Annotated in this window: 10 protein-coding genes; 5 read left to right on the top strand and 5 right to left on the bottom strand. The window is 63.7% G+C overall.

Annotated elements, in window-relative coordinates; translation table 11 throughout:
- Positions 1-387 precede the first annotated feature (387 nt).
- The gene (ilvD, locus tag LOY50_RS27245; RefSeq protein ID WP_018609449.1) at positions 388-2,229 is read left to right on the top strand and encodes a dihydroxy-acid dehydratase; all 1,842 of its coding nucleotides are present in this window, start codon (positions 388-390) and stop codon (positions 2,227-2,229) included.
- Positions 2,230-2,470: 241 nt separating this feature from the next.
- Here the strand turns inward: ilvD and LOY50_RS27250 are convergent, their stop codons facing one another.
- A complete protein-coding gene (locus tag LOY50_RS27250) occupies positions 2,471-3,526 on the bottom strand; it encodes a haloacid dehalogenase-like hydrolase (RefSeq protein ID WP_258689637.1) in 1,056 nt (351 codons plus the stop codon).
- Between the two features lie 243 nt (positions 3,527-3,769).
- Here LOY50_RS27250 and LOY50_RS27255 point away from each other — a divergent pair, with 243 nt between their 5' ends.
- Positions 3,770-5,161 carry an L-cystine transporter gene (locus LOY50_RS27255; protein WP_258689639.1) on the top strand — a complete coding sequence of 464 codons (1,392 nt, stop codon included), beginning with the start codon at positions 3,770-3,772 and terminating at the stop codon, positions 5,159-5,161.
- A 109-nt stretch (positions 5,162-5,270) separates the two neighbouring features.
- On the opposite strand, the gene LOY50_RS27260 is transcribed toward LOY50_RS27255, so the two are convergent.
- Positions 5,271-5,783: a dihydrofolate reductase gene (locus tag LOY50_RS27260; protein WP_253470199.1), complete on the bottom strand. Its 513-nt coding sequence runs from the start codon at positions 5,781-5,783 to the stop codon at positions 5,271-5,273.
- Between the two features lie 86 nt (positions 5,784-5,869).
- Between LOY50_RS27260 and LOY50_RS27265 the strand changes: the two genes are divergently transcribed.
- On the top strand, positions 5,870-7,237 hold the full coding sequence (locus LOY50_RS27265) for a DUF2868 domain-containing protein (RefSeq protein ID WP_253470201.1): 1,368 nt from the start codon (positions 5,870-5,872) through the stop codon (positions 7,235-7,237).
- Positions 7,230-8,603 (top strand): GTPase/DUF3482 domain-containing protein, encoded by a 1,374-nt coding sequence (locus tag LOY50_RS27270; RefSeq protein WP_258689641.1) that lies wholly within the window; start codon positions 7,230-7,232, stop codon positions 8,601-8,603. Before LOY50_RS27265 ends, LOY50_RS27270 begins: the two co-directional genes overlap by 8 nt.
- A 204-nt stretch (positions 8,604-8,807) precedes the next feature.
- Here the strand turns inward: LOY50_RS27270 and LOY50_RS27275 are convergent, their stop codons facing one another.
- Both LOY50_RS27275 and LOY50_RS27280 read right to left on the bottom strand, forming a co-directional pair.
- The gene (locus LOY50_RS27275) at positions 8,808-9,299 is read right to left on the bottom strand and encodes a DUF523 domain-containing protein (RefSeq protein WP_258689642.1); all 492 of its coding nucleotides are present in this window, start codon (positions 9,297-9,299) and stop codon (positions 8,808-8,810) included.
- Positions 9,300-9,301: 2 nt separating this feature from the next.
- Positions 9,302-9,934, bottom strand: coding sequence for a 2OG-Fe(II) oxygenase (locus LOY50_RS27280; protein ID WP_258689643.1), 633 nt, complete (start codon positions 9,932-9,934; stop codon positions 9,302-9,304).
- 153 nt (positions 9,935-10,087) lie between these two features.
- Between LOY50_RS27280 and LOY50_RS27285 the strand changes: the two genes are divergently transcribed.
- Positions 10,088-10,831, top strand: a complete 744-nt coding sequence (locus tag LOY50_RS27285; protein WP_253470209.1) for a hypothetical protein — start codon at positions 10,088-10,090, stop codon at positions 10,829-10,831.
- A 96-nt stretch (positions 10,832-10,927) separates the two neighbouring features.
- Here the strand turns inward: LOY50_RS27285 and LOY50_RS27290 are convergent, their stop codons facing one another.
- On the bottom strand, positions 10,928-11,875 hold the full coding sequence (locus tag LOY50_RS27290; RefSeq protein WP_253470211.1) for an alpha/beta hydrolase: 948 nt from the start codon (positions 11,873-11,875) through the stop codon (positions 10,928-10,930).
- Between the last annotated feature and the right edge of the window lie 15 nt (positions 11,876-11,890).

Below are 11,890 nucleotides of genomic sequence, written 5' to 3' on the forward strand. Positions count from 1 at the left end.
TTGCGCGGTTGATTGATCCTCGCCTGGCAGGTCACCCTCTGCCTGTTACTGCCCAGCCTGCTGGGCTGGCACTCAATGCCCTGGTCCGGCATCGCTACCGAGGGTTGCTGGCCGATTGAATCCTGCCAGTCGTCATCCCGCGCACGACATTGGCATCCGATCAGCGCTTTGCGTCATTTCATCCTGGCGCCAGCGGTGTAGAATCGCGTCATTCATCGCCATTCATCCCCGGCGGGTTTATGAGCTCATGCTGAGGCGCGCAGTGATCCTGCAAAGTCATCAGCCACTTGCGGACACACGGCCAAACCCGGGTGCTCCAGACGTCGACAGAAGCTCACTTCCCCATTGATACCTGATAAGTACCTGATTAGCCGCCCGGAGTGCTCCATGCCTGATTACCGCTCGAAAACATCCACCCATGGCCGCAACATGGCCGGCGCCCGTGCCTTGTGGCGCGCCACGGGGATGAAGGATGACGACTTCAAGAAGCCGATCATCGCCATTGCCAACTCCTTCACCCAGTTCGTACCGGGCCACGTCCACCTCAAGGACCTCGGCCAGCTGGTTGCCCGGGAAATCGAGCGCGCCGGCGGCGTTGCCAAGGAATTCAACACCATCGCCGTGGACGACGGCATCGCCATGGGCCACGACGGCATGCTCTATTCGCTGCCGAGCCGCGAGATCATCGCCGACTCCGTCGAATACATGGTCAACGCCCACTGCGCCGACGCCATCGTGTGCATTTCCAACTGCGACAAGATCACCCCGGGCATGCTCATGGCCGCCCTGCGCCTGAACATCCCGGTGATCTTCGTCTCCGGCGGCCCGATGGAAGCCGGCAAGACCAAGCTCGCCAGCCACGGCCTCGACCTGGTCGACGCCATGGTCATCGCCGCCGACTCCAGCGCCTCTGACGAGAAGGTTGCCGAGTACGAGCGCAGCGCCTGCCCGACCTGCGGTTCGTGCTCCGGCATGTTCACCGCCAACTCGATGAACTGCCTGACCGAAGCCCTGGGCCTGGCCCTGCCGGGCAACGGTTCGACCCTCGCCACCCACAGCGACCGCGAACAGCTGTTCCTGCAGGCCGGCCGGACCATCGTCGAGCTGTGCAAGCGCTACTACGGCGAAAACGACGAGTCGGTGTTGCCACGCAACATCGCCAACTTCAAGGCGTTCGAAAACGCCATGACCCTGGACATCGCCATGGGCGGTTCCACCAACACCATCCTGCACTTGCTGGCCGCTGCCCAGGAAGCCGAGATCGATTTCGACCTGCGCGACATCGACCGCCTGTCCCGTCACGTGCCGCAACTGTGCAAGGTCGCGCCGAACATCCAGAAGTACCACATGGAAGACGTGCACCGTGCCGGCGGGATCTTCAGCATTCTCGGCTCCCTGGCCCGTGGCGGCCTGTTGCACACCGACCTGCCGACCGTGCACAGCAAGACCATGGCCGAAGGCATCGCCAAGTGGGACATCACCCAGACCACCGACGAGGCCGTTCACCACTTCTTCAAGGCTGGCCCGGCGGGCATCCCGACGCAAACCGCGTTCAGCCAGTCGACCCGTTGGGAAACCCTGGACGACGACCGTGAGAACGGCTGCATCCGCAGCGTCGAGCACGCCTACTCCCAAGAAGGCGGCCTGGCCGTGCTGTACGGCAACATCGCCCTGGATGGCTGCGTGGTGAAAACCGCCGGTGTCGACGAGTCGATTCATGTGTTCGAAGGCAACGCGAAGATTTTTGAAAGCCAGGACAGCGCCGTGCGCGGCATCCTCGCTGACGAAGTGAAGGCCGGCGACATCGTGATCATTCGCTACGAAGGTCCGAAAGGCGGCCCGGGCATGCAGGAAATGCTCTACCCAACCTCCTACCTGAAGTCCAAGGGCCTGGGCAAAGCCTGCGCCCTGCTGACCGATGGCCGGTTCTCCGGCGGCACCTCGGGCCTGTCCATCGGCCACGCTTCGCCGGAGGCTGCGGCGGGCGGCGCCATCGGCCTGGTGCGCGATGGCGACAAGGTCCTGATCGACATTCCGAACCGCTCGATCAACCTGTTGGTCAGCGACGAAGAACTGGCCGGGCGCCGCGTCGAACAGGACAACAAGGGCTGGAAACCGGTGGAAGTGCGTCCACGCAAAGTCACCACGGCCCTCAAGGCCTATGCCCTGCTCGCCACCAGCGCCGACAAGGGCGCGGTGCGTAACAAGGCAATGCTCGACGGCTTGTAAGCGCTGCAACCGCCCATAAAAATGCCCCGCCAAGTGCGGGGCTTTTTTTTGGCTCCTGTTCGGTCCCTTGGAGCCAAGTGATCTTTTGTGGCGAGGGAGCTTGCTCCCGCTGGGTCGCGAAGCGGCCCCAAAATTCGCCCTCACCTCAATGTGTGAGCTGACGACCTTGGGGCTGCTGCGCAGCCCAGCGGGAGCAAGCTCCCTCGCCACAGGGTTCCTTGGTATCAATGTGGGACAGGACTTACTGAATGTCTTCAGGTTTGACGATCACCCAGTTCTTGTCCGCTGTCACCGGCAGTCCTTCCTTGGCCTGGGCGGCAGCGTGCTTGGCCATCATGTTGTTAATCTGAGTCATGTATTTGTCCTTGCGGTTGACCCACAGGTGGATGCCGCCCTTGGCTACGTCCACATCGTGGAACAGCATGTAGCCATCGCTGCTGGGTGTGTCGCCGCCCACCAGTACCGGTTTTTTCCATTCGTCGATGTACGTCAGGATCGCCGCGTGCTTGCCGGCCATCCAGGTCGCCGGGGTCCACAGGTAAGGCGTGTACTCCAGGCCGAGGTTGGCCTTCTCGTCATATTTGCCTGCGGTGATCTGCTTGCGCGCGGTGGTCAGCTCGCCGGTCTTGCGGTCCTTGAGCAGCGTGGTCACGCCGATCACGTTCTGCGGCTTGAGGTTGTAGCCGTACTTCGGATCGGAGGCGACCATACGCACCAGTTCTTCGGAAGCGGCGGTCATGACATAGACCTCGATGCCGTTTTCCATCAGCTTGTTGTACAGCTCAGCCTGGCCGGTGAAGACTTTCGGCGGGTTGACGTTGTACTGGACCACCTTGTCGCCCTCGTAATAGGTGGTCGGCACTGGCTTGCCGGACGCCATCAGCTCGTCGACATAGCCCTTGAGCTCCTTGAGGGTAAAGCCGGAGAACACCTGGGCCACCCACGGATAACAGACCATGTCATCCACTTCGCACAGGCGGTAGTAGTAGCTGAACAGGCTTTCCTTGTGGTCGGCGGTGTCCTTGAACGGCATCAGCTTCAAGGATGGGTCCAGGGTTTCCCGGGTGATGAGGCCCTTGTTCTCCATGAACGGCAGCAACGACTCTTCCAGATCGTAGCGGTAACTGGTGTTGTCCATGTCGAACACCGCGTAGTTACCCTTGTTGGCGTTGGCCGCGATCATCGTCTCCAGGGCCTTGGCTTGTTCCGCCGGCCAGTGTTTGAGATCGGTGGCGAGTGCCTGGCCGGCGAGACCAAGGCTCAAGGCGACAGCGAGAAAACGAGGTGCGAGTTTCATCGGCATTTCTCCCGGGTTCAAAAGAACTCGACGCTAACAAATGCTTGTGACAGTCCTCGCCTACCCGCGACCGCTTGCGTCTTGATTGCGCCAGCGACATATCCGTAAACGTCGTTGCCTTATTCCATAAACGACAATCTACATGCGTTTTTAGTATTAATTCATTAGTTATCAGGCTGTTAGGCTTCCCGGCTTACAGTCGCGGCTTCGGGCGACTGGCACGTCTTATCGGAGACTCTTTTGATGAATCTGCCGCTGATCCTCAATCTTCTGGTGTTCCTCGCCTTGCTGTTCGGCCTGGCACAAACCCGTCACCGCACCTGGAGCCTGGCCAAGAAAGTACTGCTGGCACTGCTGCTGGGCGTGGTATTCGGTCTCGCCCTGCACACGATTTACGGCGCCGGCAACCCGGTGCTCAAGGCCTCGATCGGCTGGTTCGACCTGGTGGGCAACGGCTACGTGCAGTTACTGCAAATGATCGTGATCCCGCTGGTCTTCGCCTCGATCCTCAGCGCCGTGGCCCGCCTGCATAACGCCTCGTCCCTGGGCAAGATCAGCTTCCTGACCATCGGCACGCTACTGTTCACCACCGCCATCGCCGCACTGATCGGCATTGGCCTGACCAACCTGTTCGGCCTCACCGCCGAAGGCCTGGTGGCCGGCACCCAGGAACTGGCGCGCCTGCAAGTGATCCAGAGCGACTACGCCGGCAAGGTCGCCGACCTGAACATCCCGCAATTACTGCTTTCGTTCATCCCACAGAACCCCTTTGCCGACCTGGCCCGGGCCAAGCCGACCTCGATCATCAGCGTGGTGATTTTCGCCGCGTTCCTCGGAGTCGCGGCGTTGCAATTGCTCAAGGACGACGTGGAGAAAGGCCAGAAAGTGATCAACGCCATCGACACCCTGCAAAGCTGGGTGACGCGCCTGGTGCGCCTGGTGATGAAGCTGACGCCGTACGGTGTACTGGCGCTGATGACCAAGGTGGTGGCCGGTTCCAACCTGCAGGACATCATCAAGCTCGGCAGTTTTGTCGTGGTGTCGTACCTGGGGCTGGGCCTGATGTTCGTGGTCCATGGCCTGCTGGTGTCCGCTGCCGGGATCAACCCGTTGCGCTTTTTCCGCAAGATCTGGCCGGTGCTGACCTTCGCCTTTACCAGCCGCTCCAGCGCGGCCACCATCCCGTTGAGCATTGAAGCCCAGACCAGCCGCCTCGGCATCCCGCGGGCGATTGCCAGCTTCAGCGCCTCGTTCGGCGCCACCATCGGCCAGAACGGTTGTGCCGGCCTTTATCCGGCCATGCTGGCGGTGATGGTCGCACCGACTGTGGGCATCAACCCGCTGGATCCGGTGTGGATCGCGACGCTGGTGGCGATCGTGACGTTGAGTTCGGCTGGAGTGGCCGGGGTCGGTGGCGGCGCGACGTTCGCCGCGCTGATCGTGCTGCCGGCCATGGGCTTGCCGGTCTCTCTGGTCGCCTTGCTGATTTCCGTCGAACCGCTGATCGACATGGGCCGTACGGCATTGAACGTCAGCGGCTCGATCACCGCCGGGGCGATTACCAGCCAGGTGATGCAGCAGACTGACAAGGCGTTGCTCGATGCGCAGGAGCATGGGGAGCTGGTGCACGCTTGATGGGGAGTGCCTGCTGAATCGCTATCGCGAGCAAGCTCGCTCCCACAGTTAACCGAGTTCTATCAGGAAAAATCGGTCGACTGTGGGAGCGAGCTTGCTCGCGATGCTTTTAGCGCTTCTCCCACACCTCAAAACTGTAGGCCGGCTTGTCCCCTTCAGCCGGGTTCGGCTGGTTCGAAACCAGCGTCCACTGGCTCGCATCAAACGCCGGGAACCACGCATCCCCTTCCGGGCTCAGCGCCACGCGGGTCAGGTACAGCCGATCCGCCTGCCCCAGGGCCTGGGCGTACAGTTGGGCGCCGCCGATCAACATCAACTCGTCGACGCCCTGCTCCAGTGCCCACGCCTCGGCCCGCGCCACCGCAGCCTCCAGGGTGGAGAACACTTGCGCGCCCTCCAGCACCAGGCCCGGCTGGCGGCTGACCACAATGTTCAGGCGTCCCGGCAACGGTCGACCGAGGGAATCCCAGGTCTTGCGCCCCATGATGATCGGCTTGCCCAGGGTGGTGGCCTTGAAGTATTTGAAATCCCCCGGCAGGTGCCAGGGCATGCTGTTGTCGACGCCGATCACACGGTTTTCACCGAGGGCTGCGATCAGGCTTAAAGGGAGAGTTTTGTTCATGGCCGCGAGGATACCAGAGGCTCGGCGTACCCCGACAGGCATCACAGCGGTTATGCTCAACCCTCATTCGAGCAACGGAAGCACCCGTGACAGCACTGCAGAACCTCTGGTTGACCGAGACGATACGCCTGCGTGAAGAACACGCTGGCCCGCTCGAGGACCAGGAAGCCAATCGCCTGGCCCGTGCGGCCGGCGGCGACTTAGCCACGCGCATCCACCACCGTGCCCGCTGGCTGGCTGAGCGCGATGGCCTCACCGAGGCCCTGCGCCATTGGCTGCAAGGGGCGCGCCTGGCGCTGATCGCATTGGCGCTGCTCGCCGTCATCAGCGGCGCCGGCCTGGGCTTTGCCGCACTCGGCGACGGGCAGGCAGCGGTCAATGTGTTCTGGGCCTTGGGCAGTCTGTTGGGACTGAACCTGATCCTGCTCAGCGGCTGGGCCCTGGGCCTGATATTCGCAGGCGAGCAAGGTGCCACGCTGGGACGCCTGTGGCTGTGGCTCAGCGAAAAACTCGCCCGCGACGCCAAGGCCGCCCAACTGGCACCGGCCCTGCTGCTGTTGCTGCAACGGCACAAACTCAATCGCTGGGCCCTCGGCGTGCTGGTCAATGGCCTGTGGCTGCTGGCGATGCTCAGTGCGCTGGTCATCGTCCTGCTGCTGATGGCGACCCGGCGCTATGGCTTCATCTGGGAAACCACCATCCTCGGCGGCGAGACCTTCGTCGCCATGACCCAGGCCCTGGGCGCACTGCCCGCCCTGCTGGGTTTCCGCGTGCCAACGGTGGAAATGATCCGCGCCAGTGGCGATGCCGCCCTGAACATCGAAAGTGCCCGCCAGGCCTGGGCTGCCTGGCTGGTCGGTGTGCTGCTGGTCTATGGCCTGTTGCCGCGCTTGTGCCTGGCACTGTTGTGCCTGTGGCGCTGGCGGCGCGGCCGCACCACGCTGCGCCTGGACTTGAACCTGCCGGGCTACGCCCAATTGCGCGAACGGCTGATGCCCAGCAGCGAGCGACTGGGCGTTAACGACGCCGCCCCCGCGCAACTGCATCCCATCGAAAGTACTGTCAGTGCCATGGACAGCGACGGCGCGTTGCTGGTGGCAATCGAGTTGGACGATCGACCCTGGCCGCCCAAGCTGCCCGAAACCGTGAAAAGCGCCGGCATTCTCGACAGCCGCGAGTCGCGCCACAAACTCCTCGAACAGCTGTCGCGCTTTCCGCCGGCACGCCTGGCCATTGCGTGCGACCCACGCCGTTCACCGGACCGCGGCAGCCTGGCGCTGATCGCCGAGCTGGCCCGCAGCGCCAGCGCCACCCGCGTCTGGCTGTTGCAGGCGCCGCCCGGCGAAGCGCTGGACGCCGAGCGCCTGGGCGACTGGCACACCGCACTGCAACAGTTGCAGTTGCCCTTCGCCGACTGCATGCCCTTGAACTGGCTGGAGACCGGCCATGACTGAACCCATGAAGCCGCTGAAGCTGGCGGTCGTCGGCCACACCAATGTGGGCAAGACCTCGCTGCTGCGTACCTTGACCCGCGATGTCGGCTTCGGCGAAGTGTCCCATCGCCCGAGCACCACCCGGCATGTCGAGGGCGCGCGCCTGTCGGTGGACGGCGAAGCGCTGCTGGAACTGTACGACACGCCGGGCCTGGAAGACGCCATCGCCTTGCTCGATTACCTCGAGCGCCTGGAGCGTCCTGGCGAACGCCTGGACGGCCCGGCGCGCCTGGCCCGTTTCCTTGAGGGCAGCGAGGCGCGGCAACGCTTCGAACAAGAAGCCAAAGTGCTGCGGCAACTACTCGCCAGCGACGCCGGGCTTTATGTGATCGACGCCCGGGAGCCGGTGCTGGCCAAGTACCGCGATGAATTGGAAGTCCTCGCCAGTTGTGGCAAGCCGCTGCTGCCGGTGTTGAATTTCGTCAGCAGCGCCCACCATCGCGAGCCCGACTGGCGCGAAGCCCTGGCACGATTGGGGCTGCACGCCCTGGTACGTTTTGACAGCGTCGCCCCGCCCGAGGACGGCGAGCGACGCCTGTATGAGAGCCTCGCGCTGTTGCTGGAAAGCGCCCGTGGGCAACTGGAACGCCTGGTCGCCGATCAACAGGTCCAACGCCTGGCCCGCCAGCAGAGCGCGGCGCGCTTGATCGCCGAACTGCTGATCGACTGCGCCGCCTGCCGACGCAGCGTCGCCAGCGACGCCGAGCTGGAACGCGAAGCCATCAGCGAACTGCGCAGCGCAGTGCGTCAGCGTGAGCAGCGCTGCGTCGAGGCCCTGCTCAAGCTTTACGCTTTTCGTCCCCAGGACGCCGCCGCCAGCGATCTGCCGCTGCTCGACGGGCGCTGGGGCGATGACCTGTTCAACCCCGAGACCCTCAAGCAACTGGGCGTACGCGTCGGTGGCGGAATCGCGGCGGGCGCAGCGGCCGGGGCCGGCGTCGATTTGCTAGTGGGCGGCCTGACCCTTGGCGCCGCCGCCCTGGCCGGGGCCATTGTCGGCGGCACCCTGCAAACCGCCCGCAGCTATGGCAACCGGCTGATGGGCAAGCTCAAGGGGCAACGGGAATTGACGGTGGACGACAGCGTGCTGCGCCTGTTGGCCCTGCGCCAACGCCAACTGCTGCAAGCCCTCAACCAGCGCGGCCATGCGGCAATGGACAGCATCCGCATCGCCACGCCCCAGGACAAGACCTGGCGCGAGGGCAAGCTGCCCGAAGCCTTGAACAAGGCGCGGGCGCATCCACAATGGTCATCCCTGAATACTCAACCGCGACTGAGCCAGGCAGAACGCCAGGAGCTGATTGAGCAGTTGGCTGAGCAGCTCTGAACGACACAAAACCCTGCGCCCACGTACACAAAACCCCTGTGGCGAGGGAGCTTGCTCCCGCTGGGTTGTAGGAGCTGGCGAAGCCTGCGATCTTTTGATCTTTCGCTTGAGACTCAAGTGGCTGGGGAAAGATCGCAGCCTCGTTGCACTCGACAGCTCCTACGGCCCAGCGGGAGCAAGCTCCCTCGCCACAAAAGCAATCCATCAATCGCTGTTCAAGGCCTTGAGGGCCGTCGCCGCTTCAGCCAACTCCAACTCACTGAACACCTTCACGCCATGCCGCTTGAGCAACGCCGCCGTCACGCCTTCGCCGCTGACCTTCACACCGCTGAACGTTCCGTCATAGGTCAACAGGTTGCCGCACGACGGGCTATTGGCCTTGAGCACGGCGATGCGGATGTCGTGTTCACGTACCCGCTCCAGCGCTTGATACGCGCCTGACAGGAACTGCTCACTCACATTTTCGCCGTCGGTGGTGGTGACCCGTGCCTGGCCGTCGAGCACTTGCCCGCCCTGTCCGCCAGGAATCTCCGCCGCCGCCCGAGGCGTAGGCAAGCCGCCGGCGACTTCCGGGCACAGCGGCACGATCCGGCCTTCGTCGAGCCACTGCTGAAGTTGATCGAACGGCCCGCTGGCACCGCCGTCGTAACGCACGCGATGCCCGAGCAGGCAGCGACTGACCAGGATCTTTTCCATCGTCAGAACAACTCGTTGCCGCGACGGCGGAACCAACCGGTCAAGGACAGGCGATCGCGCGTGGCCGGCAGTACTTCATGGGGAATGTCCCCCGACAGGAACACCACCAGGCAACCGCCGATGGGCACCACGTCCTGCTCCAGGCTTTCGTCCAGGTACATGCGCAACTGGCCGCCGTGTTCCGGCAACCAGTCGTCATTGAGGTAGAGCACCGCCGACACCATGCGGCGGTCGTCATCGCGAAAGCGGTCGACGTGCTTGAGGTAGAACGCGTCGGGTGGATAGAGGGCAAAGTGGCTTTCGAAGTCTTCCAGGCCCAGGAACAACCCGCGATTCATCGCTTCGCGCAGGCTGTCCATCAGCCCCAGGTAATGGTCGCAGGCTTGCGCCTGGCCGGGTTCGATCCACTGGATGTGATCACCCCGGATCCCTTCGCGGATCTCCGAGAACGGCCCGCGCCCGACCGCTGCCGGGGCCAGTTCGCCCTCGGCGGCCCGCTGGCGGCATTCGGCCGCCAGGGCGCGGGTCAGCGCATCTGGCAGGAAGAGGTTCTGCTGCGACCAGCCGCGCTCGGCCAGATCGTCGACGATACGTAACAGCAGCGGGTGATCAGAAGGTATTTGCATGGCGCGCATAGTATGCCTGTGCCTGCAAAACCGACAGCGCCACGCAGCGGGTTCGCAGTGTCAGTTCGCTGCGTCAAATTGCACCGCCGTACGAACTTGATACGAATTCTCGACAAGACCCCACACCCCACGGAGAATAGTCGGCTGCTGACAGGAGTCCCTATGCGCCGTTTGCTTTTCTCACTGTTGATGTTCTGCGTTTTGCCCGCCTGGGCAGACAGCTACGACCAGTTGTACAAGGTCGCCGGCTGGCCGGAACAGCGGGCGCATTTCAATGACGCCTTGAGCGCCGCCCAGCAGCGCTATCAGAGCAGCCTGCCGCCGGCGGTGTTCCAGGCCCTGGTGAACAACAGCAATCAACGTTTCGCCCCCCAGGCCATGGACCAGCGGGCCGAGGCGCAAATGCGCAGGAATTTGCGTGACCCCAGCCCGGCCCTGAGCTTTTTCCAGTCGCCCCTGGGCCGCAAGGTCGTCGCGGCCGAATTACTCGCGACCCGGCGTGATCAATTGGCGAAAAACGCCAAGGGCCTGCCGAAGATGCCTGCCAGCGACAACCGCCTGTTGATCATCGGCCACCTGGCCCAGGCCCTGCCCGCCCGCGAGGCCGGCGCCGAAGTCAGCCTGGCGATCGCCGGCGTGGCGGCCGACAGCCTGAGTTCGATGATCCCGGGGCTGCTGGGCGGCGGCCAGGCCCAGGGCATGCTCAACGGCCAGCGCCAGCGGTTAATGGAGCAGATCGGCACGGACCTGAACAACACGCTGCTGTACGTCTACCGTGACCTGACGGATACCGAGCTGGAAGAGTTCGCCACCTTCGCCGAATCGACCGAGGGCCAGGCTTATTATCAAGCGGCCCTGGCGGCGATTCGGGCGGGGTTGGCGGTGGGGCAGAATCTCGGGCAGTAGTTCAGCGCCGCTATCGCGAGCAAGCTCGCTCCCACATTGGATCTCGCTGCTCAATACCCTGTGGGAGCGAGCTTGCTCGCGATAGCAATAGCCCGGTCACCGCCGGACCCGGCTCATCCGCTTGGTCAAGAACCCAAACATCTCCTGCCGCAACGCCAGCGCCTCATTCGCCAAATGATGGCGTCCCTCGGGCAACATCAACACCTGCGGCCGATCGAACTTGCTGCGCAGCACTTGCAGGTTGTGCGCCCAATCCACCGTCATGTCCGCCTGCCCCTGCACGATCAATGGCTGGCGCGGGCTGCTCGGGGCGGCTTCGATACGCTTGATCCATTGCCCCAATGCGCCCACCCAGGCGGTGGGCAGGCGCAGTGGTTGCAGCGGGTCGGCTTGCAGGAACGGCAGGAAGTCCGGGTCGGTAGAGTTCTCGCTGAAACGCCGGGCAATCCCCCTCACGAAGGGCTTGAGCAGGTAATAGCTCAGGCGCGACCAGCCCCAGGCCCGTGGCCGCACCAAGGGCGACAGCAGGATGACCTGGCCCTGGGCCGGGCTCTGCGCGCCCTGGTTGAGCACGTGATCGACGACGATTGCCCCGCCGGTGCTTTGCCCGCACAGATGCCAGGGTTGCGGCAGGTCCAGCGTCCCGGCCTCGGCCAACAGGCCCTGCAAGGTGGCCTGGTACTCGGCAAAATCCTCGATGCTGGCGCGCTCGCCACTGGACAGGCCGTGGCCCGGCAGGTCACAGGCGATCACCACGAACTTCTGCTCCAGAGCCCACTCGATCAAGTGGCGATACAGCCCCATGTGATCGTAGTAACCGTGGAACACAAACAAGGTCGCCACGGCTTTTTCCGGCCACCAGACCTGGCTGACCAGCTCATACCCACCCACCTCGAAACGCCCCAATCCCTTGCGCACGCTGCGCTGGGGAAAGTCCAGGCCATAGAACCGCTGGTAGGCCTGGGCTTGCTCGGACAGGGCTTGCCACTGGGCCAGCGGTTGCAGGCTGGCACGCAGGAGATCGGGGTCGAAAGTGGCAGGCATCAAGATTTCCAGGCA

The organism is Pseudomonas sp. B21-010, assembly GCF_024749325.1.
Taxonomy (GTDB): domain Bacteria; phylum Pseudomonadota; class Gammaproteobacteria; order Pseudomonadales; family Pseudomonadaceae; genus Aquipseudomonas; species Aquipseudomonas kilonensis.

Excerpts from the sequence above, each read along its gene's own strand:
- ilvD (WP_018609449.1), top strand. The coding sequence starts at position 388 with ATGCCTGATTACCGCTCGAAAACATCCACCCATGGCCGCAACATGGCC.
- LOY50_RS27250 (WP_258689637.1), bottom strand. The coding sequence starts at position 3,526 with ATGAAACTCGCACCTCGTTTTCTCGCTGTCGCCTTGAGCCTTGGTCTC.
- LOY50_RS27255 (WP_258689639.1), top strand. The coding sequence starts at position 3,770 with ATGAATCTGCCGCTGATCCTCAATCTTCTGGTGTTCCTCGCCTTGCTG.
- LOY50_RS27260 (WP_253470199.1), bottom strand. The coding sequence starts at position 5,783 with ATGAACAAAACTCTCCCTTTAAGCCTGATCGCAGCCCTCGGTGAAAAC.
- LOY50_RS27270 (WP_258689641.1), top strand. The coding sequence starts at position 7,230 with ATGACTGAACCCATGAAGCCGCTGAAGCTGGCGGTCGTCGGCCACACC.
- LOY50_RS27275 (WP_258689642.1), bottom strand. The coding sequence starts at position 9,299 with ATGGAAAAGATCCTGGTCAGTCGCTGCCTGCTCGGGCATCGCGTGCGT.
- LOY50_RS27280 (WP_258689643.1), bottom strand. The coding sequence starts at position 9,934 with ATGCGCGCCATGCAAATACCTTCTGATCACCCGCTGCTGTTACGTATC.
- LOY50_RS27285 (WP_253470209.1), top strand. The coding sequence starts at position 10,088 with ATGCGCCGTTTGCTTTTCTCACTGTTGATGTTCTGCGTTTTGCCCGCC.
- LOY50_RS27290 (WP_253470211.1), bottom strand. The coding sequence starts at position 11,875 with ATGCCTGCCACTTTCGACCCCGATCTCCTGCGTGCCAGCCTGCAACCG.